Origin of the sequence: Pseudomonas sp. PvP089, from assembly GCF_017875165.1 — a bacterium.
Taxonomy (GTDB): domain Bacteria; phylum Pseudomonadota; class Gammaproteobacteria; order Pseudomonadales; family Pseudomonadaceae; genus Aquipseudomonas; species Aquipseudomonas fortuita.
This window is the reverse complement of record NZ_JAGGME010000001.1, coordinates 2,135,103-2,156,918: the sequence shown is the minus strand read 5'-3', so window position 1 is coordinate 2,156,918 and position 21,816 is coordinate 2,135,103. Positions and strand designations below refer to the sequence as shown.

General features: G+C 60.5%; 21 protein-coding genes. 2 read left to right on the top strand and 19 right to left on the bottom strand.

The annotated features are described in order from the left end of the window. Window positions 1–67 precede the first annotated feature (67 nt). Window positions 68–550 carry a PaaI family thioesterase gene (locus J3A71_RS09795; RefSeq protein ID WP_016488273.1) on the bottom strand — a complete coding sequence of 161 codons (483 nt, stop codon included), beginning with the start codon at window positions 548–550 and terminating at the stop codon, window positions 68–70. Beyond that, window positions 547–1,023 carry a PaaI family thioesterase gene (locus tag J3A71_RS09790; RefSeq protein ID WP_096426563.1) on the bottom strand — a complete coding sequence of 159 codons (477 nt, stop codon included), beginning with the start codon at window positions 1,021–1,023 and terminating at the stop codon, window positions 547–549. The genes J3A71_RS09795 and J3A71_RS09790 overlap by 4 nt, the downstream gene beginning before the upstream one ends. Window positions 1,024–1,177: 154 nt before the next feature. On the opposite strand from J3A71_RS09790, the gene J3A71_RS09785 reads away from it, so the two are divergent. Further along, window positions 1,178–1,462 carry a hypothetical protein gene (locus tag J3A71_RS09785; RefSeq protein ID WP_096426564.1) on the top strand — a complete coding sequence of 95 codons (285 nt, stop codon included), beginning with the start codon at window positions 1,178–1,180 and terminating at the stop codon, window positions 1,460–1,462. A gap of 67 nt (window positions 1,463–1,529) precedes the next feature. Here J3A71_RS09785 and J3A71_RS09780 read toward each other — a convergent pair whose 3' ends face one another. The 11 genes from J3A71_RS09780 to sdhC all read right to left on the bottom strand — a co-directional run bounded on the left by J3A71_RS09780 (window position 1,530) and on the right by sdhC (window position 15,556). Continuing rightward, window positions 1,530–2,279 carry a DUF599 family protein gene (locus J3A71_RS09780; RefSeq protein ID WP_016488276.1) on the bottom strand — a complete coding sequence of 250 codons (750 nt, stop codon included), beginning with the start codon at window positions 2,277–2,279 and terminating at the stop codon, window positions 1,530–1,532. Between the two features lie 234 nt (window positions 2,280–2,513). After that, the gene (gene brnQ, locus J3A71_RS09775) at window positions 2,514–3,827 is read right to left on the bottom strand and encodes a branched-chain amino acid transport system II carrier protein (RefSeq protein ID WP_016488277.1); all 1,314 of its coding nucleotides are present in this window, start codon (window positions 3,825–3,827) and stop codon (window positions 2,514–2,516) included. A 392-nt stretch (window positions 3,828–4,219) separates the two neighbouring features. Then, window positions 4,220–5,104 (bottom strand): succinate--CoA ligase subunit alpha, encoded by an 885-nt coding sequence (gene sucD / locus J3A71_RS09770; protein ID WP_003254203.1) that lies wholly within the window; start codon window positions 5,102–5,104, stop codon window positions 4,220–4,222. Next, on the bottom strand, window positions 5,104–6,270 hold the full coding sequence (sucC, locus tag J3A71_RS09765; RefSeq protein ID WP_008091914.1) for an ADP-forming succinate--CoA ligase subunit beta: 1,167 nt from the start codon (window positions 6,268–6,270) through the stop codon (window positions 5,104–5,106). The genes sucD and sucC overlap by 1 nt, the downstream gene beginning before the upstream one ends. Window positions 6,271–6,442: 172 nt before the next feature. Next, entirely contained in the window at window positions 6,443–7,879 is a 1,437-nt protein-coding gene (gene lpdA / locus J3A71_RS09760) for a dihydrolipoyl dehydrogenase (protein ID WP_016488278.1), read from the bottom strand. Between the two features lie 96 nt (window positions 7,880–7,975). After that, a complete protein-coding gene (gene odhB / locus J3A71_RS09755) occupies window positions 7,976–9,196 on the bottom strand; it encodes a 2-oxoglutarate dehydrogenase complex dihydrolipoyllysine-residue succinyltransferase (protein ID WP_016488279.1) in 1,221 nt (406 codons plus the stop codon). 42 nt (window positions 9,197–9,238) lie between these two features. Further along, window positions 9,239–12,070 carry a 2-oxoglutarate dehydrogenase E1 component gene (locus J3A71_RS09750; RefSeq protein ID WP_016488280.1) on the bottom strand — a complete coding sequence of 944 codons (2,832 nt, stop codon included), beginning with the start codon at window positions 12,068–12,070 and terminating at the stop codon, window positions 9,239–9,241. A gap of 245 nt (window positions 12,071–12,315) precedes the next feature. Continuing rightward, window positions 12,316–13,020, bottom strand: coding sequence for a succinate dehydrogenase iron-sulfur subunit (locus J3A71_RS09745; RefSeq protein ID WP_008091906.1), 705 nt, complete (start codon window positions 13,018–13,020; stop codon window positions 12,316–12,318). Between the two features lie 11 nt (window positions 13,021–13,031). Next, window positions 13,032–14,804, bottom strand: a complete 1,773-nt coding sequence (sdhA, locus tag J3A71_RS09740; protein WP_016488281.1) for a succinate dehydrogenase flavoprotein subunit — start codon at window positions 14,802–14,804, stop codon at window positions 13,032–13,034. A gap of 3 nt (window positions 14,805–14,807) precedes the next feature. Then, window positions 14,808–15,176: a succinate dehydrogenase, hydrophobic membrane anchor protein gene (gene sdhD / locus J3A71_RS09735; protein WP_003254214.1), complete on the bottom strand. Its 369-nt coding sequence runs from the start codon at window positions 15,174–15,176 to the stop codon at window positions 14,808–14,810. Beyond that, entirely contained in the window at window positions 15,170–15,556 is a 387-nt protein-coding gene (gene sdhC / locus J3A71_RS09730; protein ID WP_008091902.1) for a succinate dehydrogenase, cytochrome b556 subunit, read from the bottom strand. Before sdhC ends, sdhD begins: the two co-directional genes overlap by 7 nt. 352 nt (window positions 15,557–15,908) lie before the next feature. Between sdhC and gltA the strand changes: the two genes are divergently transcribed. After that, window positions 15,909–17,198 (top strand): citrate synthase, encoded by a 1,290-nt coding sequence (gene gltA, locus J3A71_RS09725; protein WP_016488282.1) that lies wholly within the window; start codon window positions 15,909–15,911, stop codon window positions 17,196–17,198. Between the two features lie 103 nt (window positions 17,199–17,301). Here the strand turns inward: gltA and J3A71_RS09720 are convergent, their stop codons facing one another. The 6 genes from J3A71_RS09720 to J3A71_RS09695 all read right to left on the bottom strand — a co-directional run bounded on the left by J3A71_RS09720 (window position 17,302) and on the right by J3A71_RS09695 (window position 21,813). Continuing rightward, complete coding sequence (locus J3A71_RS09720) at window positions 17,302–17,907, bottom strand: START domain-containing protein (RefSeq protein WP_031312010.1); 606 nt, start codon at window positions 17,905–17,907, stop codon at window positions 17,302–17,304. 33 nt (window positions 17,908–17,940) lie between these two features. Further along, window positions 17,941–18,195: a YkgJ family cysteine cluster protein gene (locus J3A71_RS09715; protein WP_009684718.1), complete on the bottom strand. Its 255-nt coding sequence runs from the start codon at window positions 18,193–18,195 to the stop codon at window positions 17,941–17,943. Between the two features lie 129 nt (window positions 18,196–18,324). Next, the gene (locus J3A71_RS09710; protein ID WP_095115700.1) at window positions 18,325–18,804 is read right to left on the bottom strand and encodes a hypothetical protein; all 480 of its coding nucleotides are present in this window, start codon (window positions 18,802–18,804) and stop codon (window positions 18,325–18,327) included. A 64-nt stretch (window positions 18,805–18,868) separates the two neighbouring features. Then, window positions 18,869–20,311 carry a PLP-dependent aminotransferase family protein gene (locus J3A71_RS09705; protein ID WP_016488285.1) on the bottom strand — a complete coding sequence of 481 codons (1,443 nt, stop codon included), beginning with the start codon at window positions 20,309–20,311 and terminating at the stop codon, window positions 18,869–18,871. A gap of 339 nt (window positions 20,312–20,650) precedes the next feature. Continuing rightward, the gene (locus tag J3A71_RS09700; protein WP_016488286.1) at window positions 20,651–21,463 is read right to left on the bottom strand and encodes an OmpA family protein; all 813 of its coding nucleotides are present in this window, start codon (window positions 21,461–21,463) and stop codon (window positions 20,651–20,653) included. Beyond that, a complete protein-coding gene (locus J3A71_RS09695; protein WP_016488287.1) occupies window positions 21,460–21,813 on the bottom strand; it encodes a DUF4398 domain-containing protein in 354 nt (117 codons plus the stop codon). Before J3A71_RS09695 ends, J3A71_RS09700 begins: the two co-directional genes overlap by 4 nt. Window positions 21,814–21,816: the final 3 nt, after the last annotated feature.

The window sequence follows — 21,816 nt, the reverse complement described above, 5'->3', positions numbered from 1 at the left end:
TCTTCGAAACTCCGATCTGATGGCAGTGGCGCCTGGCAAGCGATTTGGCCTGCGTTAATGGCGGATGTCATTCAGATGGGGGCTGAGCGGATGATTTCAAGGGCTTTTCCGGCTCGATCTTGAAATGCGCACGGGCGGTGGCAATGGGTGCCTGCCTGTCGCCTTGCCAGGCGGTAATGGCGACGTTGGTCACCCGGCGGCCCTGGCGCCACAGCTGGCACTGGGCATAGGTATCGCGAAAATGCCCGGCGCGCAGGTAGTCGATGGAAAAATCGATGATCTTCGGAATACTCGCGCTTTCGCTGTAGATCAGCAGGTACAGCGCGGCGGACAACTCCATGAACCCCGCTATCACGCCACCATGGATAGCGGGCAGCAACGGGTTGCCGATGTTGTCCGCACTCGCCGGCAGGCGGAACAGAAGGTCATCGCCCTGGCGCTCGCATTCGATGCCGATAAGCCCTGCGTAGGGAATCAGCGCCAGCAATGGCCGGTAATCACCGACCGCGTGGGCAGCGTTGAGTTGCTGGCGAACCGCATGCGGAATCATGCGCCGCCCTCCTTCAGGCCATTGCCGAAACGGATACCGCCCTTGATCTCCTGCCCCAGGCGCATGAACGTCCCCACCACCTGGCAGATGGGCTGGTCGGGGTTGTCCTGATAGGCTGTGCCCCGGGTGAAGATCACGTCGCGGGTAACCCGGTAGCATTGGGCGTGACCGTAGATGTCCTTGCCAGCTTCGGCCGGGTGCATGTAGTCGATGCGCAGGTCCAGCGTGGGGCACACTTCGAAGCGGGGCAGCACGCACAGCGTGGCCATGCCACAAGTGGTGTCCATCAGCGTAGTCAGCGCACCGCCATGCACGGCGCCGGTCTGGGGGTTGCCGACGATGCCTGCTGACCAGGGCAGGACCAAGGTCATGCCATCGCCATCAGCCTGCGCCACACGCATCTGCAACAGCTGGCAATGTTTTAACGCCGAGAGAAACCGCTCGGCCATTGCCATCAAGGTTGAATCGCTCATAGGCTGTTCCCGCCCGCCGCCACGCGGCGGCATGAGTTCGTTAAAAAGTCCATGTAGAACACGGCGTTATATATCTGTAATCTGCGTGGAACTTATTCCGCATAGTTGCACTCGAAGGAACAAGTCACTTATTCCACCAAGGAGAAACACACCCATGCGTAAACCTTTTGCTTTTGCTCTGATGCTGGCTGCTGCCATGGGCCTGGCCGCTTGCGATAAAGCGAGCGAAGACAAAGCCCAAGACGCACAGGAACACGCCGAGCAAGCCCAGGAAAAAATGGGCGAAGCTCAGGATAAAATGAACGACGCTGCCAAGGAAAACGCCGAAGCCGCCAAAGATCAGGCCGAAACCGAGCAGAAGGCTGCCGAAGAAGCCGCACCGGCTACTCCGGCTCCGCAAGCCGCGCCAGCTACTCCGGCTGAACCTGCCAAACAGTAATTGTTTAAAACAAAAAAACCCGACATTGTCGGGTTTTTTTGTGCCTGAAAGTTTTCGATTAAACGTTTCAGTTGCCGACCACGGGGCTTTCCTTGGCAGGCTCTGCCGGTACACTTTCGGTGGGTGTGAACACCATCACATCCAGCACATCCGAGTGGAACTCACGACGGTACAGAATAAACACGACACCCACACTCATCGCCATGAACAACCACGGGCTGATAAACCAGCTCAACATGGCCATGCCGAAGTAATAGGAACGCAAGCCCAGGTTGAACTGGTTGGCGGCAAGCGACAATACCCGTGCCGCCCGCGACGCGAACGCCTTGCGCTCCAGCTCATTGACCAGCCGTTCCCCGATCATGGGCGCCGAACCCACCAGCACCGCGGCAAAGTTGTACTGGCGCATGCACCAGCTGAACGTGAAAAAAGCGTAGACGAAGACCGTGGCCAGGCACAGCAGCTTGATCTCCGACATGCCCTGGGAGGTCTGTTGCACCAGCGGCAGGTCTGCCAGCAGCGAGAGCGCACGGTCGGAGGCACCGAGCACGGTAAGAATGCCAGCAAGGATGATCAGGGTGCTGGAGGCAAAGAACGACGCGTTGCGTTCAAGGTTGCCGATCACGCTGGCATCAGCAATGCGGTTGTCGCGCAGCAGCATGCGGCGCATCCAGTCTTCACGGTAAAGGTGCAACACGCTGGCCAGGCACGCAGTGTCGCGGCCCTTCCAGATGGCATAGCGGGTATAACCACCCCAGCACAGGGCAAACCATGCGATGGCCAGCAGGTTATTGAAGTTGCTTTGGATGAAGTTCATGCAGGGTTCCCGAAAGCGCCAGAGGCCTAGAGGATAGGGACCAGGTTTCGACGCTGGCAAGCGGCAAAAGACACAGCTGTGCAGAGAAATAGGCGTGGTTCCCACAAAGAGCGCACCGGGCAAAGGGACCGCACAAAAAAAGCCCCGCATCCTTCCGGATACGGGGCTTTCGAGTCTAGACCTCTGGCGAGCACCCTTCGGCTTGTGGCCGGTGCCGCCCTCAGGCTTCAACCATCAGGCCAACGCCTCGCGTGGCTTGCCGAGCATGCGGTCGCAGGCCACGGCGCCAACCAGGGTCACCACCGAAGGCACCAGCCAGGCAAGGCCTTGGTCGCTCAACGGTAAGTGCGCCATGAAGTCCGGCAGCACGTGGGCGATGCTGCTGCCCTTGATTGCATCGACCATGCCGAACAGCAACGAAACCAGCATCACCGGTGCGAGGATGCGGGTCGGCGAGTTCCACAAGTCTTTCACGAAGCTCAGGCCCACCACCACGATGCAGGGTGGGTAGATGGCGGTGAGCACCGGGATCGAGAACATGATCAGCTTGGTCAGGCCCAGGTTGGAGATCAGCAGCGAGAAGCCCGCAAGGATCACCACCAGCGCACGGTAAGACAGCGGCAGAACCTGGCTGAAGTACTCGGCACAGGCGCAGGTCAGGCCAACTGCCGTCACCAGGCAAGCCAGCGCGATGAGTACAGCGAGGAAGCCGCTGCCCAGCGAACCAAAGGTGTGCTGCACGTAGGCATGCAGTACCGCCGCACCGTTGGTGGCGTCAGCCGCGATGTCGTGGCTGCCGGCACCCAGACGGAACAGGCTGATGTACACCAGGGCCAGGCCGACACCCGCGATCAGGCCGGCGATGATGGCATAGCGGGTGATCAACTTCGGCGACTCGACGCCGCGCGAGCGGATGGCGTTGACGATGACAATACCGAACACCAGGGCACCCAGGGTATCCATGGTCAGGTAGCCATCGGAGAAGCCCTTGGAGAACGCGGCAGCGGCATAGGCCGGCTGTGCCTCACCAATGGTGCCCGCTGGCAGCGCGAAGGCAGCAATCCCCAGCACGGCCAGGGCGATGATCTTCAGCGGTGCCAGGAAGCGGCCGACGGTGTCGAGCAGCTTGCCCGGGTACATGGACACGGCCAGCACCACGACGAAGTACACGAGGCTGTAGATGAACAGTGCCAGCGGGCTTTCACCGGTCAGCGGTGCAACGCCCACTTCGAACGACACGGTCGCCGTACGCGGGGTGGCGAACAGCGGGCCGACCGACAGGTAACACACCGCCGCCAGCAGGCCGCCGAAGAACTTGCCGATCGGGCTGCTAAGTGCATCCATGCCGCCACCGACCTTGGCCAGAGCGACCACGGTAATGACCGGCAGGCCCACGGCGGTCACCAGGAAGCCCAGTGCTGCCATCCATACGTGCGGGCCAGACTGCAGACCGACGATAGGCGGGAAGATGATATTGCCCGCGCCAACGAAAAGCGCAAACGTCATAAAGCCAAGCGCCAGGATATCCTGGCCTTTGAGAACTTTCATTTAAGGTAGTACCACACTGCTGAAATCGGGATTCGAGAGGGGATTTCCCTTTGGATGAGGGGAAATGCTGCCCGGCTTGATAGGCCAGACCCGTTTAGCGTGTCGTTCCCTTTTGGGGTACGGGCACAGAGTGAACGCGTAATGTAACTGTTTTGTCAGTCAAACGCACTGGCACAGTGCTGCTTGTCCGATGTGCGTACATGTTTGTCGTCTGTGCGACCGAGGACAGTAGGAATTATCCTCGGATTGAAACATTGGTCTGTGTGAAAAATCCTATCAAACCCATCGAAAAATCTTTTTAGCCTGCGAAGAGCCCCAAACGGGAACCCAGGCGCATTAACGACAAAGGCCACCCGAAGGTGGCCTCTGTGCGCGTGGGGGGTGTAGCAGTATTACTTCTTGGCTTCCCAGCCAGTCAGCTCGGCCAGGGCCTTGCCGATGTCAGCCAGCGAACGCACGGTCTTCACACCAGCGTCCTGCAGGGCGGCGAACTTCTCGTCCGCAGTGCCCTTGCCGCCGGAGATGATGGCGCCAGCGTGGCCCATGCGCTTGCCCGCAGGTGCAGTAACACCGGCGATGTAGGAAACGACTGGCTTGGTCACGTGGGCCTTGATGTAGGCCGCAGCTTCTTCTTCAGCCGAACCGCCGATCTCACCGATCATGACGATCGCTTCGGTCTTCGGGTCTTCCTGGAACAGCTTCAGGATGTCGATGAAGTTGGAACCCGGGATCGGGTCACCGCCGATGCCGACGCAGGTCGACTGGCCGAAGCCGGCGTCGGTGGTCTGCTTCACAGCTTCGTAGGTCAGGGTGCCGGAACGCGAAACGATACCGACCTTGCCTGGCAGGTGAATGTGGCCTGGCATGATGCCGATCTTGCACTCGCCCGGGGTGATCACACCTGGGCAGTTAGGACCGATCAGGGTCACGCCCAGCTCGTCGCACTTGACCTTGGCATCGAGCATGTCCAGGGTAGGAATGCCTTCGGTGATGCAGACGATCAGCTTGATGCCGCCGAAGGCCGCTTCCAGGATCGAGTCTTTGCAGAACGGAGCCGGTACGTAGATGACCGAAGCGTCAGCGCCGGTAGCTTCCACGGCTTCCTTGACGGTGTTGAACACCGGCAGGCCCAGGTGAGTGGTGCCACCCTTGCCTGGGGTTACGCCGCCGACCATCTTGGTGCCGTAGGCGATGGCTTGTTCGGAGTGGAAAGTACCCTGCGAGCCGGTGAAGCCCTGGCAGATGACTTTGGTGTCTTTATTGATCAGGACGCTCATTACTTGCCCTCCGCAGCTTTGACAACTTGTTGAGCAGCGTCGGTCAGGCTGGTTGCCGCAATGATGTTCAAACCGCTTTCTGCCAGTACTTTAGCGCCCAGTTCGGCGTTGTTGCCTTCGAGGCGAACTACAACCGGAACTTTAACGCCGACTTCTTTCACCGCGCCGATGATGCCTTCGGCAATCATGTCGCAGCGAACGATGCCGCCGAAGATGTTGACCAGAACGGCCGCGACATTGCTGTCGGACAGAATGATCTTGAAGGCTTCGGTAACGCGCTCTTTGGTAGCACCGCCGCCAACGTCGAGGAAGTTGGCTGGCTTGCCGCCATGCAGGTTGACGATGTCCATGGTACCCATGGCCAGGCCGGCACCGTTGACCATGCAGCCGATGTTGCCTTCCAGGGCCACGTAGTTCAGCTCGAAGCTGGCAGCGTGGGCTTCACGAGGATCGTCCTGCGACGGGTCGTGGAAGGTTTTCAGCTTAGGCTGACGGTACATGGCGTTCGCGTCGATGTTGATCTTCGCGTCCAGGCAGTGCAGGTCGCCGTCGGCCTTGATGACCAGCGGGTTGACTTCCAGCAGGGCCAGGTCGTGTTCTTTGAACAGCTTGGCCAGGCCTACGAAAATCTTGGCGAACTGTGCAACTTGCTTGCCTTCCAGACCCAGCTGGAATGCCAGTTCACGACCCTGGAACGGCTGAGCGCCGACCAGTGGATCGATAGTAGCCTTGATGATCTTCTCAGGAGTTTCGTGAGCGACTTTCTCGATGTCCACGCCACCTTCGGTGGAGGCCATGAACACGATACGGCGGCTCGAGCGATCGACTACAGCGCCCAGGTACAGCTCTTTGGCGATGTCAGTGCAGGATTCGACCAGGATCTTGGTCACTGGCTGACCGTTGGCGTCGGTCTGGTAGGTTACCAGGCGCTTGCCCAACCATTGCGCAGCGAACGCCTTGGCGTCTTCTTTGCTGCGAACCAGCTTGACGCCGCCCGCTTTACCGCGACCACCTGCGTGAACCTGGGCTTTTACAACCCACTCGGAACCGCCGATCTTGTCGCAAGCTTCTGCTGCAGCTTCAGGGGTATCGACTGCGAAACCCTTGGAAACTGGCAGGCCGTATTCAGCGAACAGCTGCTTACCCTGATACTCGTGAAGATTCATGCTTTTTACCGTCTTCGTTAGGTACTGCGCTTCGGCGCTGCGCCATTACTGGCGCCGCACCACCTGTGACCGTTGACCCCGGGTTTTCCCGTGTGATCCGGTCCGGCGGACGTTCCGCGGTGAGTCATGCACGCAAGACTCACGACGGGCTGCCCGCCGTGGTTTCTTATAATTAACGCTTCTTACGGTTGGCCACGTGAATGGCGCCGCCATTCACCGCCAGCGCTGCTTCATGCAACGCTTCGGACAGGGTTGGATGGCTGAAGACCATCATGCCCAGATCCTCGGCACTGGTGCCGAATTCCATTGCGATTGCACCCTGCTGCACCAGTTCGGCAGCCGACGGGCCAATCACGTGTACACCCAGCACGCGGTCGGTCTTGGCATCGGCGATGACCTTGACGAAACCACCGGTATCGTTGGCGGCCATCGCACGGCCGCTGGCCGCGAACGGGAAGGTGCCTACGTTAACCTCAACACCCTCGGCCTTCAAGGACTGTTCGGTCTTGCCGACCCATGCAATTTCCGGGTGGGTGTAGATAACCGACGGGATCAGGTCGTAGTTCATCTGGGCCTTGTGGCCCTTGATGCGCTCGACGACCATGATGCCCTCTTCCGAAGCCTTGTGGGCCAGCATCATGCCGCGCACCACGTCACCGATGGCGAACACGCCCGGCACGCTGGTGGCGCAATGATCGTCGACGAAGATGTAGCCGCGCTCGTCGATGGTCACGCCGCTGTCGGAAGCCAGCAGGTCGGTGGTTACAGGGCGACGGCCGACCGCAACGATCAGCTTGTCGAAGGTGATCTTCTGCTCGCCTTCGGCGTTGGTGTAGGTCACTTCAACTTCGTTGCCATTGACTTTCGAGCCGGTGACGCGAGCGCCCAGCTTGATGTCCAGGCCTTGCTTGGTCAGGGTCTTCTGGGCTTCTTTCGACACGGCAGTGTCAGCAGCCATCAGGAAGGTGTCCAGGGCTTCCAGCACGGTGACTTCAGCACCCAGGCGAGCCCATACCGAGCCCAGCTCCAGGCCGATCACGCCGGCACCGATAACGCCCAGGCGCTTCGGTACGGTCTGGAATTCCAGGGCGCCGGTGGAGTCGACGATGACGTTCTGGTCAACCGGAGCCGGGGGAATGTCGATCGGGCGCGAGCCGGAAGCCAGGATGACGTTCTCGGCTTCGATGACTTCGGTGGTGCCGTCAGCCTTGGTGACTTCGACTTTCTTGCCAGCCAGCAGCTTGCCGTGGCCCTGGATCGAAGTAACGCCGTTGGCCTTGAACAGGGTGGCAACGCCACCGGTCAGGTTCTTGACGATGCCAGCCTTGCGGCCAACCATCGCGGCGACGTCCATCTTCACTTCGCCAGTGGAGATACCGTGGACGTTGAAGCTCTCTTTGGCTTCCTTGTACTTCCAGGAGCTGTCCAGCAGCGCCTTGGACGGAATGCAACCTACGTTCAGGCAGGTGCCGCCCAGGGCCAGTTTGCCCTCGGCGTCGGTGTATTTCTCGATACAGGCAGTCTTCAGACCAAGTTGGGCAGCCTTGATGGCAGCTACATAGCCGCCAGGACCTGCACCAATCACCACTACGTCGAATTTCTGGGTCATAAAAGATTCCTTTTTAGCTTCAAGCGGCAAGCCGCAAGCCGCAAGACCAGCAGGCTTCGGCTTGAAGCTCGCGGCTTGCAGCTTACAGCTGCGCGATTAGATGTCCAGCAGCAGGCGGGACGGATCTTCCAGCAGGTTCTTGATAGTGACCAGGAAGGTTACCGCTTCCTTGCCGTCGATCAGGCGGTGATCGTACGACAGCGCCAGGTACATCATCGGGCGAATCACGACCTGGCCATTGATGGCCATCGGGCGCTGGATAATGTTGTGCATGCCCAGGATGGCGGCCTGCGGCGGGTTGACGATCGGGGTCGACATCATCGAACCGAAGGTACCACCGTTGGTGATGGTGAAGGTGCCACCGGTCATCTCTTCGATGGACAGTTTGCCGTCACGGGCCTTCTTGCCGAAGGTGGCGATGCCGTTCTCGATTTCAGCCAGGCTCATCGACTCGGCGTTACGCAGCACCGGTACCACCAGGCCACGGTCGCTGGACACGGCAACCCCGACGTCGGCGAAGCCGTGGTAGACGATGTCGTTGCCGTCGATCGAGGCGTTGACAGCCGGGAAGCGTTTCAGCGCTTCGGTAGCTGCCTTGACGAAGAACGACATGAAGCCCAGGCGCACGCCGTTGTGGGTCTTCTCGAACAGGTCCTTGTACTTCGAACGCAGGGCCATGACTTCGGTCATGTCCACTTCGTTGAAGGTGGTCAGCATCGCCATGTTGGACTGGGCTTCGACCAGACGCTCGGCGATCTTGGCACGCAGACGGGTCATCGGCACGCGCTTCTCGGTGCGGTCGCCAGCAGCGACGACAACCGGGGCAGCAGCGGCAGCAGCAGGCTTGGCAGCCGGGGCAGCGGCAGGGGCCGACTTCTTGTTGGCAACAGCAGCAACCACGTCTTCCTTGGTGATACGACCGCCTTTACCGGTACCGGCAACAGAGGCCAGGTCGATGCCGTTTTCTTCAGCCAGCTTACGCGCGGCCGGTGCAGCAACCGGGTCATCCTCGCCAGCGTCAGCGGCAGCAGCCGGAGCTGCAGCAGGCGCGGCTGCTGCGGCAGGAGCAGCGGCAGCACCGCCTTCAACGATCGAACCCAGCAATTCGTCGGACAGGACAGTGTCGCCCTCGCCCTTGACGATGTCGCCCAGCACGCCATCGGCAGTCGCCAGTACTTCCAGGACAACCTTGTCGGTCTCGATGTCGACGATCAGCTCGTCACGCTTGACGGCTTCGCCCGGCTTCTTGTGCCAGGTGGCAACGGTGCCATCGGCAACCGATTCCGGGAAGGTTGGGGCTTTGATCTCGATAGCCATTATCTGTGTTTCCTTAAATTCGGTTTCAGGTGCGCGAAGGCGTTAGACAGTGAAGGCGTCTTGCAGCAGTTTTTCCTGCTGTTCGGCGTGCTTCGAAGCGTAACCACAGGCGGGTGCGGCAGAAGCGTCGCGACCGGCATATTCCAGGGTCAGAGCCTTGTTGTGGCGGCCCAGGATACGGCGCATGTGGTGCTGACTGCTGTACCAGGCGCCCTGGTTCATCGGCTCTTCCTGGCACCATACGGCGTGCTTGAGGTTGCTGTATTGGGCCAGGATTTCGACCAGGTCGTCCTCCGGGAACGGGTACAGCTGCTCGAGACGCAGGATGGCGATGTCTTCGCGGCCTTCGGCACGGCGTTTTTCCAGCAGGTCGTAGTAGACCTTGCCGCTGCACAGCACCAGGCGCTCGACCTTGGCCGGATCGATTGCGTCGATTTCCGGGATCACGGTCTGGAACGAGCCTTCTGCCAGGTCTTCCAGCGTCGAAACGGCCAGTTTGTGGCGCAGCAGCGACTTCGGCGTCAGGACCACCAGCGGCTTGCGCAGCGGGCGGATGACCTGGCGACGCAGCAGGTGGTAGATCTGTGCCGGGGTAGTGGGTACGCAGACCTGGATGTTGTGCTCGGCGCACAGTTGCAGGTAACGCTCCAGACGCGCGGAGGAGTGCTCCGGGCCCTGCCCTTCGTACCCGTGTGGCAGCAGCATGGTCAGACCGCACAGGCGGCCCCACTTGTGCTCACCGCTGGTGATGAACTGGTCGATCACCACTTGCGCACCGTTGGCGAAGTCGCCGAACTGGGCTTCCCAGATCACCAGCGCGTTTGGCGTGGTGGTGGAGTAGCCGTATTCGAAGGCCAGTACCGCTTCCTCGGACAGGAACGAATCGTACAGGTCGAAACGTGGCTGGCCCGGGAACAGGTTCTGCAGCGGAATGTAGGTGCTGGCGTCCTTCTGGTTGTGCAGCACCGCGTGACGGTGCGAGAAGGTGCCACGGCCGATATCCTGGCCGGTCATGCGGATCGGGTGACCTTCGAACTGCAGGGTGGCGTAGGCCATGGTCTCTGCATAACCCCAGTTGATCGGCAAGCCGCCGGCCTGCATCTTCTGACGGTCTTCGTAGATCTTCGACACCTGACGCTGGACCACGAAACCTTCCGGCAGCTCGAGCAGCTTGGCCGACAGGTCCTGCAGGGTCTTGAGGTCGAAACGGGTGTCGTGACGCGCGGTCCAGGCGTGACCCAGGTACGGACGCCAGTCGACGAACAGCTCGCGGTTCGGCTCCTTGACCAGGCTTTTTACCACGTGCAGGCCATTGTCCAGCGCGTTGCGGTACTCGTCGACCTTGGCCTGAGCACGCTCGGCGTCGATACGACCGGCCTGGATCAGCGCCTCGGCATACAGCTCACGGGTAGTGCGCTGCTTGCTGATCTGCTGGTACATCAGCGGCTGGGTGCCGTTCGGCTCGTCAGCCTCGTTGTGGCCACGACGACGGTAGCAGACCAGGTCGATCACCACGTCACGCTTGAACTGCATGCGGTAGTCGATGGCCAGCTGGGTAACGAACAGCACGGCTTCCGGGTCATCGCCGTTGACGTGCAGGATCGGCGCCTGGATCATCTTGGCAACGTCGGTGGCGTACTCGGTGGAGCGCGCGTCCAGCGGGTTGCTGATGGTGAAACCCACCTGGTTGTTGATCACGATGTGCACGGTACCGCCGGTCTTGAAACCGCGGGTCTGCGACATCTGGAAGGTTTCCATGACCACGCCCTGGCCGGCGAATGCGGCGTCGCCGTGGATCGAGATCGGCAGCACCTTGTCGCCAGCGGTATCGTTGCGGCGGTCCTGACGGGCGCGCACCGAACCCTCGACCACAGGCGAAACGATTTCCAGGTGGGACGGGTTGAACGCCATGGCCAGGTGAACTTCACCACCGGTGGTCATCACGTTCGAGGAGAAGCCCTGGTGATACTTCACGTCACCGGAGCCCAGCTCGTTCATCTTCTTGCCTTCGAACTCGTCGAACAGCTCGCGCGGGTTCTTGCCGAAGGTGTTCACCAGCACGTTCAGGCGGCCACGGTGGGCCATGCCGATGACGACTTCCTTGGTGCCGTACGAGCCGGAACGCTGGATCATTTCATCCAGCATCGGGATCAGGCTCTCGCCACCTTCAAGGCCGAAACGCTTGGTGCCCGGATACTTGGTACCCAGGTACTTTTCCAGGCCCTCACCGGCGGTCACGCGCTCCAGCAGGTGCGCCTGCACGTCAGCGGAAAACTCCGGACGGCCGCGTACGCTTTCCAGGCGCTGCTGGAACCAGCTGCGCTGCTCGGAATCGACGATGTGGGTGAATTCGGCGCCAATGGTGCGACAATATGTCTTCTGGAGTGCATCGAAGATGTCGCGTAGGCTCGCCTCCTCTTTGCCGATGAACAGGTCGCCGGCACGGAAGGTCGTATCAAGATCGGCATTGGTCAAGCCGTAGTGATTGATCGACAGGTCTACGGGCGCAGGGCGCTGCCACAACCCCAACGGGTCGAGCTTGGCAGCCTGATGGCCGCGCATACGATAGGCCTGGATCAGTCGCAGAACTTCAACCTGCTTCTTCTCGTGTTCACTGCTCACGCTCCCGGCGGATACCGGTTGGGCGCGGCGCTGGTTCTTTGCCAGCAGTACGAAATGGTCGCGGATTGTCGAGTGCGATACATCAGTAGCGGTGCTGCCGTCGGCTGGCAACTTCTGGAAGTAAGTGCGCCACTCTTCTGGCACAGCGTTAGGGTCGTGCAGGTAGAGTTCGTAGAGCTCTTCCACATATGCAGCGTTACCACCTGAAAGGTGGGCGCTATCCCACATGCGCTGCATCACGCTTTCTTGCATGCTTGGTCACCCTCGATTAGGGGACTGATCGGCGAGAGCCACAGCAAACCTGGAAAAGTCCGAATAAAGCGACTGAACCACGCCACTTGGATCCTGCTGATTTTCCGGGTACCAGCCCGGAAAGCCCCTGCTGGTCTCATATCTTCATAGGTATGAACGCGGGCTTTGTGGGCCCTTGTTCGGGTTTTACCTCAGTGCGGGCTCAACACCCGCACCTCGGCTTACTGCAGGTACAACAGGTTGTATCAGGTGCCGCTTTGCAGCAGCATGTTACGTACGTGACCGATTGCCTTGGTCGGGTTCAGACCTTTCGGGCAAACGTTTACGCAGTTCATGATCCCGCGGCAGCGGAATACGCTGAACGGGTCATCCAGGGACGCCAGGCGCTCCTGAGTCTTGGTGTCACGGCTGTCGGCCAGGAAGCGGTAGGCCTGCAACAGTGCGGCGGGGCCCAGGAACTTGTCCGGGTTCCACCAGAACGACGGGCAGGAGGTCGAGCAGCAAGCGCACAGGATGCACTCGTACAGACCGTCCAGCTTGTCACGCTCTTCAGGCGACTGCAGGCGCTCGATGGCCGGGGCCGGCGTGTCGTTCTGCAGGAATGGCTTCACCTTCTCGTACTGCTTGTAGAAGATGCTCATATCGACCACCAGGTCACGAATGACCGGCAGACCTGGCAGCGGGCGCAGAACCAGCTTGTTGCCTTTGACCACACCCGACAGCGGGGTGATGCAGGCCAGGCCGTTCTTGCCGTTCATGTTCATGCCATCGGAACCGCACACGCCTTCACGGCAGGAGCGACGGTACGAGAAACCCTCGTCCTTTTCCTTGATCAGCGCCAATACATCGAGAACCATCAGGTCCTTGCCACCGGTATCGACGTCGAACGACTCCATCTTGGGCGCCGAGTCGGTGTCGGGGTTGTAACGATAAACTTCGACTTTCAACATAGCAGCCACCCTTAGTAAGTCCGGATTTTTGGCTCGAAGGCCGGTACGGTCTTCGGCGCAAAGTTGACGCCACGCTTGGCAACGCGCTTCTCACCCGGGTAGTACAGGGTGTGGCACAGCCAGTTTTCGTCGTCACGGTCTTCGAAGTCTTCACGGGCGTGAGCGCCGCGGGACTCTTTACGGGCTTCGGCCGCGATGGCGGTAGCTTCGGCGACTTCCAGCAGGTTCTGCAGCTCCAGCGCTTCGATACGCGCGGTGTTGAAGGCCTGGGACTTGTCGTTGATCTTGACGTTGGCGATGCGGTCACGCAGGCCGGCCAGCTGCTCGATACCCTTCAGCATGTATTCGCCAGTACGGAATACACCGAAGTAGTTCTGCATGCAGCTCTGCAGCTCGCGCTTGAGGCTGGCAACGTCTTCGCCAGTGGAGCGCTCGTTGAGCTTGTTCAGGCGGTTCAGGGCAACTTCGATGTCGGTGTCGCTGGCGTCGAGGTGCTCGATACCATCGCTCAGCGCCTTCTCCAGGTGCAGACCGGCTGCACGGCCGAACACCACCAGGTCGAGCAGCGAGTTGCCGCCCAGGCGGTTGGCACCGTGAACCGATACGCACGCCACTTCACCTACGGCGAACAGGCCAGGGATGATGTGATCCTTGCCTTCTTCGTCCATGGTGATGGCCTGGCCATGGATGTTGGTGGCAACGCCACCCATCATGTAGTGGCAGGTCGGAACGACCGGCACCGGCGCGACGACCGGGTCGACGTGGGCGAAGGTCTTGGACAGCTCGCAGATACCTGGCAGGCGGCTGTGCAGCACTTCCTCGCCCAAGTGGTCCAGCTTCAGCAGTACGTGGTCCTTGTTCGGGCCCACGCCGTTGCCGGCGATGATTTCCTTGACCATGGAACGGGCAACCACGTCGCGGCCGGCCAGGTCTTTCGCGTTCGGCGCGTAACGCTCCATGAAGCGCTCGCCGTGGGCGTTGATCAGGTAGCCACCCTCACCGCGGCAGCCTTCGGTGACCAGTACACCGGCGCCGGCGATGCCGGTCGGGTGGAACTGCCACATCTCGATGTCCTGCACCGGTACACCGGCACGCAGGGCCATACCGATACCGTCACCGGTATTGATCAGGGCGTTGGTGGTGGAGGCGTAGATACGGCCTGCACCGCCAGTGGCCAGAACGGTGGCCTTGGACTTGATGTACATGGTTTCGCCGGTTTCGATGCAGATCGCGATCACACCGACAAAAGCGCCTTCCTGGTTCTTTACCAGATCAACGGCGTAGTACTCGTTGAGGAAGGTGGTACCGGCTTTCAGGTTGCCCTGGTACAGGGTGTGCAGCAGCGCGTGACCGGTACGGTCGGAAGCGGCACAAGTACGGGCGGCCTGGCCACCTTTACCGAAGTCCTTGGACTGGCCACCGAACGGACGCTGGTAGATACGGCCGGTTTCGGTACGCGAGAACGGCAGGCCCATGTGGTCCAGTTCGAAGACCGCAGCCGGGCCTTCCTGACACATGTATTCGATAGCGTCCTGGTCACCGATGTAGTCGGAACCTTTGACGGTATCGTACATGTGCCAGCGCCAGTCGTCGTTCGGGTCAGCCGAAGCGATGGCGCAGGTGATGCCGCCCTGGGCGGATACAGTGTGCGAGCGGGTCGGGAAGACCTTGGTGACTACGGCAGTCTTGTGGCCGCCTTGAGCCAGTTGCAGCGCAGCACGCATGCCGGCGCCGCCGCCACCGATGATGATGGCGTCGAATGAGATGGTTGGAATGCTAGCCATGGATCAGATACCCCAGAGAATCTGCACACCCCAGACGAAGTAAGCGAACATCGCAACGCCGCATACCGCCTGGAACAGGAAACGAATCGCAGTTGCCGACTTGCCGAACGACATAGGCGTCAGGTAGTCGGTTGCAATGGTCCACATGCCGACCCAGGCGTGAGCGCCCAGGGCAACGAGGGCCAGCAGACTGAAGATCCGCATCGCGTTGTTGGAGAACAGACCATGCCACTGGGTGTAGTCGATGCCTGGGTGGGCGACCACGTAGCCGATCAGGAAGAGGAAGTAAGCCGCGAGAACGACCGCGGAGACGCGTTGCGCCATCCAGTCATAGAGGCCCGAACGCGACAGGTTCGTGACATTGGTTACCATACCCAAACTCCCACCAGAACGATCAGCACCACGGAGATGACAATCACGATTTTCGAGCCCAGCTTGCCGCCTTCCAGCGTCTCACCGATGCCCATGTCCATGATCAGGTGGCGTACACCTGCCACGAGGTGATAAAGCAGGGCGGACAACAGGCCCCAGGTCACGAATTTGGCCAGCGGGCTGGTCAGACACGCCTTCACCTCACCGAAGCCTTCCTCGGAGCCCAACGATTTGCCCAGTGCATAAAGCATGATGGCAAGGCCGATGAACAGGATGACGCCGGAGATACGGTGCAGAATGGACGTGTATGCAGTGACAGGGAGCTTGATGGTCCTTAGGTCTAGGTTTACAGGTCGTTGGCTTTTCACGGCTTTTTTCACACTGAAGAGCCCCTAGCGAATCAGGGCAAAGTTGTTGGTAAGTGTACTGGTCAGGTACCCACCACCCAGGGAACGGCGACCCCCAGCAGTTCGGGCTTGCAAGCCCCTGGCGGTCGGGTGCCGAGTATAGACAGTTAGGCTGCTTATGACAACGTGACGGGGTAGCCCAAATAGCGCATTGCCTTTAACGAACAAAAGGCGTAAATGGGCGAGAATTTCGGGAAAAATCAGGCTTGAATGCCTGATTCAACAAGCCTTTAGGCAAATTGACATCTGAATTTATCCCTCTATAGTGGTGCGGGCCCTGCGTGGGGGGTCTGTCTGATGATTTCAAGCATTAATAGGAGGCCACATGGCTGACAAAAAAGCGCAGTTGGTCATCGAGGGCGCTGCCCCCGTCGAGCTGCCCATTTTAACCGGCACCGTTGGTCCTGATGTAATCGACGTCCGCGGGTTAGGGGCCACTGGTCACTTCACCTTCGACCCCGGTTTCATGGCGACCGCCTCGTGCGAGTCGAAGATCACCTATATTGACGGCGACAAAGGTATCCTGCTGCACCGCGGCTACCCGATCGAGCAACTCGCCGAACAGTCCGACTACCTCGAAACGTGCTACCTGCTGCTCAACGGCGAACTGCCGAATGCCGAGCAGAAGGCCCAGTTCGTCAGCACCGTCAAGAACCACACCATGGTTCACGAGCAGCTGAAGTCCTTCTTCAACGGCTTCCGCCGCGACGCTCACCCGATGGCGGTGATGTGTGGCGTAGTCGGCGCCCTGTCGGCGTTCTATCACGACTCCCTGGACATCAATAACCCGCAACACCGCGAAATTTCCGCGGTGCGCCTGGTCGCCAAGATGCCGACCCTGGCCGCGATGGTTTACAAGTACTCCATGGGCCAGCCGATGATGTACCCGCGCAACGACCTGTCGTACGCGGAAAACTTCCTGCACATGATGTTCAACACCCCGTGCGAGATCAAACCGATCAGCCCGGTGCTGGCCAAGGCAATGGACCGGATCTTCATCCTCCACGCCGACCACGAGCAAAATGCCTCCACCTCTACCGTTCGCCTGGCCGGCTCGTCGGGTGCCAACCCGTTCGCCTGTATCGCCGCCGGTATCGCCGCACTGTGGGGCCCGGCCCATGGCGGTGCGAACGAAGCCGTACTGACCATGCTCGATGAAATCGGCGATGTCTCGAACATCGACACCTTCATCGCCAAGGCCAAGGACAAGAACGACCCGTTCAAGCTGATGGGCTTCGGTCACCGCGTGTACAAGAACCGCGACCCGCGTGCTACCGTCATGAAGCAGACCTGCGACGAAGTCCTGCGCGAGCTGGGCATCAAGAACGACCCGCAGCTGGAACTGGCCATGCGCCTCGAAGAGATCGCCCTGACCGATCCGTACTTCATCGAGCGCTCGCTGTACCCGAACGTCGACTTCTACTCGGGGATCATCCTCAAGGCGATCGGCATTCCGACCAGCATGTTCACCGTGATCTTCGCCCTGGCACGTACTGTCGGCTGGATCTCGCACTGGAAAGAAATGCTCTCCAGCCCGTACAAGATCGGCCGTCCGCGCCAGCTGTACACCGGCGAGCAAAAACGCGATATCACTGCACTGAAAGACCGCAAGTAAGCTTTTTTAGCCGAACGCAAAAGGCTGCCCTCGGGCAGCCTTTTTTCTTCCAGGTCCTGGTGGCCGCGTTTCGACCCTTGCGGGAGCGGCCTTGCGTTAAACCTCAGTTTTTCTCAGCCCGCTCCCGCAGCCCTTTCAGGGTATTGAACGGCGCGTCCACCACGAACTTGTTGGCCACCATCGCCGGCACGCTACCCCCCGGCTCGGTGTGCACCTGGTAGGTCACTTCCGTGCTGTCGCCCTTGGGTACCAGCTTCCAGAAGCCCTCAACCTTGGCCACCCGCACATAGCCCTTCTCTTCCGGCAGATAGGTCGGCTCTTCCTTCAGGTTACGCACCAGGCTGCCGTCCGCTCCCTTGACAGTGGTCACGTGCAGAATCGAATCTCGCGGCGTTACCGGCCAAGGGGTATTGAACTGGGTGTAGGTCCAGCTCTGATCACCTTCGTGCTTGAGCAGCTTCTGCGACTTGCACTCATGAATCCATGCGCAGGCCCCGGCCACGTCTTCCTGCAACGCCTGCACCTTGGCCAGCGGCGCCTTGATTACGGTGACGCCCTGATAAGCCTTGTACTTGGACCCGGCCACTTCACTGAGGGATACCTTGATGCCCTCCTCGTCCTTGGCCACCTGCCAGTTTTCGGCCCAGGCCGCAGGCGACAGCAGAACACCCACGCCACACAGCAGTGCAATTCGCTTGAACGATCTCATCATGTTTATCCTTGTTGTCGAAGATCCAGCCTGTCACGCCGCCGTCATCTGCTCCCACCAGCCAAGAATCCTGATTGCCTCGTCACGGTCACTGCCGCACACCTCGACATCTGCCTTGAAGCCGCCACATACCGCCGGCCGCTCGGGCTTGCCGAACAGGTCGCACAGGTTGGCAGCCGTCAGGTGCAGGCAGCGCTCACCAGCCGGCTTGCCATTGGGCATGCGCGGCATCGCAGACGTGATGGACGGGGCGATGCAGCAAGCACCACAGCCTTCACGGCAGTTCATGGCTATTCACCAAAATCAGGACTCCCTGGAACAAAACGGGACGAACGTCCCTGGATAGTAACCGCTCAAACAGGCGTTTGAAATTGCTGGCACGATGAAATCTGCCGTGACCCGGCAGTCAGTTCCCGGCTACTGCCGATACTCGAAATCGATCGCCGCCCCCTCCACGTCATGACGGCTGTCATTACGCAACTGCAGCTGCATTTCGTTATTGATAAGCCGGCCATTGAGCTGGAACGGGCTGTCATTGGTTTCGGGCTTTTCGGTGAACATCGGCGGCAGCAAAGGTTTGCGCCGCTGGATGGGCGACGGGGTACCCACATCCGGCTCAAGGGTATTGACCATATCGACTGGCAGGCTGAGGTCCAGCTTTGCCTTGGGCAGTGGTTTGGCAACCGCTTTACTGACGGGTTTGTGCGCCTTGGTCTTGCTGTTGCCGGTTTTTTTCACCACCTGCTTCGGCGCGGGCTTGGCTGCCACTTTTTTTTGCACGGGCTTGCTCTGGGCTGCCTGCGCCTGTTGCGCCGGCTGCGCAGCCAAGGTTGGACCGCCCGGGTAGCAGAGCGGTGCAAGACACAAGATCAGGGCAAAACGGCGCAAAGCATTCATGGCAAATGGACAGATTGGCAAGAAAGGTGCGTATGTTCCATGTTCCACAAGCGCCTGGCAAGCCTTACAAAAGTGTGAGCGCAGGCTCCCTGCACAACTGCTGAGCCAGCAAACCCAGCGTCATCACTGCCCGCTCGGCCTCCTTGTTCCACGGGATGCCGCAATTAAGGCGGATGCAGTGATTGAACTGTTCTGTGTTACTGAATATTAACCCCGGCGCAATGCTGATGCCCTGCTCCAGCGCCCGCACATGCAGTTCCTGGGTATTGACCCGCCCGGGCAAGCTTATCCAGAGGATGAAACCGCCCGTCGGCCGAGTCATCTGGGTACCCTCCGGGAAGTGCTGCTGCACCGCCAACTGGTAGGCGCTGAGGTTCTTGCGATACTCCTGGCGTATGTAGCGCAGGTGCCGGTCGTAGCCGCCATTTTCCAGGTAGGCCGCCACGCCCATCTGCGTCACGCTGCAGGCCGAATGAGTGGTGAAGGTCTGCAGGCGCTGTATCTCGTCCTGATAGCGCCCGGCGATCATCCAGCCAACGCGCACACCAGGGGACAAGGTTTTGGAGAAACTTGAACAGTAGATCACCCGGTCCAGCCGGTCGAATGCCTTCAGCGCCTTGGTCTTGCCTTGCTCGAACATCAACTCGCCATAGATGTCATCCTCGACGATCTGGATGTCGAAGTCCGACGCCAGGCGCAGCAACTGCTTCTGCCGCTCTTCAGGAACAGTGCCGCCCAACGGGTTGCTCAGGCGGGCGGTCAGCACCAGGGCCTTGATCGACCACTGGTTGGCCGCCAGCTGCAAGGCTTCAAGGCTGATACCGGTGGACGGGTCACTGGGGATTTCGATCACTTTCAGGCCCAGCAGGTCGGCCAGTTGCAGCAAGCCGTAATACGTCGGCGACTCGGCGGCAATCAGATCGCCCGGGCGGGTCAGCACGCGCAATGACATTTGCAGGGCATCGACGCAGCCATGGGTCACGATCACTTCACGGGGGTCGACCAGCACGCCAGCATCGCGCATGCGAATGGCGATCTGCCGGCGCAACGGCTCAAAGCCGGGGCTGAACATGTAGCTGAACGCGCGCGGGCTGTGAAAGCGGGTGACCTTGGCAATTTGCTGATGCAGGGCACGGACCGGCAGGTAGTCGACATGCGGCACCGCAGCACCAAACGGGAACACGCCATCACGGCGCGCCTCGGTCAGCACTTGCTGGATGATGCTGGCGCGGGTGACCAGACCGGGGCGCTCCACCCGGGCAATGTCCGGCGTTTGCGCAGTCAGGGCCGGCGTCTGGTGCACGTAGTAGCCCGACTGCGGCCGCGCGCGGATCAGCCCTTGGTCTTCGAGGTTGGCATAAGCCTGCAGCACCGTGGCATGGCTGACATTGAGCTGGGCACTCATCTTGCGCACGGAGGGTACACGCTCGCCTGGCTGGTAGACACCGCGACGGATGTCATCGGCCAGTTGCTGGGCGATACGCTGGTACAGCAGCAGGTTGGTCATGGCGGCAGGCTCGTTGTTCTTGTGCGGCTCAGTGACGGTAGAGGATACCGTAACAGTTGCAAAGTGTACTGGGACAGAATGCAACATAGTCGACAATACAACAGCGTGACAGCTATCGAAACGACTAAGCCGACAAAAAGCGGGGCTGCCTGGCGCCCCCCCGGCAATCCAGCCTCCTTTCAACAAAAACATGGCTTTTGATCTGGCAGGGACCTTGTGGGAGCGGGCTTGCCCCGCGAACACCGGAAAAGCCGGTGCCATGCACCGCGCGGCCCCCTTCGCGGGACAAGCCCGCTCCCACAATGACGCCTGACACGCATTCCCAGTGGGAGCTGTAACTCAGCGCGCCGGTGCGAGCTTGCCTTTGTCGTCGGAGAAGACGATCTCCACCCGGCGGTTCTGCGCCCTGCCCCGCTCAGAGGCATTGGCCTCGATCGGGTACTGGTCGCCATAGCCCTCGACCTGCAGGCGCTTTTCGTCGATGCCAAGGTCCACCAGCATGTCGGCCACGGCCTGCGCCCGGTCGCGGGACAGGTTCAGGTTGTCCTCGGCGGCGCCAGTGCTGTCGGTATAACCCTCGATACGCACCACCCGTCGCGGGTTCAGCTGAAGGAACTGCACCAGTTTGAGTACGGTACGGCTGGCCGAGTTTTTCAGGTCGGCACGCCCAGTATCGAACAGCACGTCACCCAGGGTCATCACCAGGCCACGGTCGGCTTGCTCCGAAGCCAGCGCCGCGATCTGCGACTCGACCCACTTGCCCTGCTGCTGCACGCTGGCCAGCTTGGCCTCGCGCAAAGCCAGCTGCAGGCGCTGACGCTCGAGGTCAAGCTTGGCCTGGCGCTCCTGGTTCAGCGCCAGCTTGGCATGCTCACTGGCAATCTCGCTGTAACGCTGGCTCAGGTAAGCGTAATGACGCACATCGGAACCGGTGCCGATGTAGCTGGACAGGCGCTCGGCACGGGCCAGCGACTCGCCCGCGCGGATCACGTCACGCGGCGCACTGCGCAGCACATCGGAATCATCTTTGACCTTGGCGAAAGTGGCACTGGCTTCCTCCAGCGCTGCAGAGCTGCGTTGGCTGGCGCAACCTTGCAAGGCTGCTGCCAGCGCCAGCAACGCCAACGCGGCCAATGGCGTACGGCGGATCATGGCTGCACCTCCAGCTGCTTGCGCAAGCGCTTGACCCGCGACTGCAGCAGCTGCAACTGCTCTTCGCTCTTCTGGTTCAGCACCTGGGCCTCGGCCAGGCGAGCATCCAGTTCGGCCTGCTCGGCGCGCATGCGCGCATCGCGGTAATCTTCGGTCAGCATGTTGGTCTTGGCCCGGGCCAGCTTGTCTTCAGCCATCTTCAGCGTCTCGACCTGCTCGGTGGCACCTACGGCCCTGGCCTGCTCCAGTGCCTGTTCGGAAATGCGCATCTGCTCGTCAGGGGCCGGATCATTGGCGCAGCCAGCCAGGCCGAGCACGGCCAAGGCAAGGATTAGTGGTTGGGTTCTCACGCA

What these genes read in the sequence shown, in the direction of transcription:
- J3A71_RS09790 (WP_096426563.1), bottom strand. Translation starts at nt 1,023, where the DNA reads ATGAGCGATTCAACCTTGATGGCAATGGCCGAGCGGTTTCTCTCGGCG.
- J3A71_RS09715 (WP_009684718.1), bottom strand. Translation starts at nt 18,195, where the DNA reads ATGAACTGCCGTGAAGGCTGTGGTGCTTGCTGCATCGCCCCGTCCATC.
- J3A71_RS09780 (WP_016488276.1), bottom strand. Translation starts at nt 2,279, where the DNA reads ATGAACTTCATCCAAAGCAACTTCAATAACCTGCTGGCCATCGCATGG.
- J3A71_RS09795 (WP_016488273.1), bottom strand. Translation starts at nt 550, where the DNA reads ATGATTCCGCATGCGGTTCGCCAGCAACTCAACGCTGCCCACGCGGTC.
- J3A71_RS09750 (WP_016488280.1), bottom strand. Translation starts at nt 12,070, where the DNA reads ATGCAAGAAAGCGTGATGCAGCGCATGTGGGATAGCGCCCACCTTTCA.
- sdhD (WP_003254214.1), bottom strand. Translation starts at nt 15,176, where the DNA reads ATGGTAACCAATGTCACGAACCTGTCGCGTTCGGGCCTCTATGACTGG.
- J3A71_RS09720 (WP_031312010.1), bottom strand. Translation starts at nt 17,907, where the DNA reads ATGAGATCGTTCAAGCGAATTGCACTGCTGTGTGGCGTGGGTGTTCTG.
- J3A71_RS09785 (WP_096426564.1), top strand. Translation starts at nt 1,178, where the DNA reads ATGCGTAAACCTTTTGCTTTTGCTCTGATGCTGGCTGCTGCCATGGGC.
- sucC (WP_008091914.1), bottom strand. Translation starts at nt 6,270, where the DNA reads ATGAATCTTCACGAGTATCAGGGTAAGCAGCTGTTCGCTGAATACGGC.
- sdhA (WP_016488281.1), bottom strand. Translation starts at nt 14,804, where the DNA reads ATGGCTAGCATTCCAACCATCTCATTCGACGCCATCATCATCGGTGGC.
- J3A71_RS09705 (WP_016488285.1), bottom strand. Translation starts at nt 20,311, where the DNA reads ATGACCAACCTGCTGCTGTACCAGCGTATCGCCCAGCAACTGGCCGAT.
- J3A71_RS09710 (WP_095115700.1), bottom strand. Translation starts at nt 18,804, where the DNA reads ATGAATGCTTTGCGCCGTTTTGCCCTGATCTTGTGTCTTGCACCGCTC.
- sucD (WP_003254203.1), bottom strand. Translation starts at nt 5,104, where the DNA reads ATGAGCGTCCTGATCAATAAAGACACCAAAGTCATCTGCCAGGGCTTC.
- J3A71_RS09745 (WP_008091906.1), bottom strand. Translation starts at nt 13,020, where the DNA reads ATGTTGAAAGTCGAAGTTTATCGTTACAACCCCGACACCGACTCGGCG.
- brnQ (WP_016488277.1), bottom strand. Translation starts at nt 3,827, where the DNA reads ATGAAAGTTCTCAAAGGCCAGGATATCCTGGCGCTTGGCTTTATGACG.
- lpdA (WP_016488278.1), bottom strand. Translation starts at nt 7,879, where the DNA reads ATGACCCAGAAATTCGACGTAGTGGTGATTGGTGCAGGTCCTGGCGGC.
- J3A71_RS09700 (WP_016488286.1), bottom strand. Translation starts at nt 21,463, where the DNA reads ATGATCCGCCGTACGCCATTGGCCGCGTTGGCGTTGCTGGCGCTGGCA.
- odhB (WP_016488279.1), bottom strand. Translation starts at nt 9,196, where the DNA reads ATGGCTATCGAGATCAAAGCCCCAACCTTCCCGGAATCGGTTGCCGAT.
- gltA (WP_016488282.1), top strand. Translation starts at nt 15,909, where the DNA reads ATGGCTGACAAAAAAGCGCAGTTGGTCATCGAGGGCGCTGCCCCCGTC.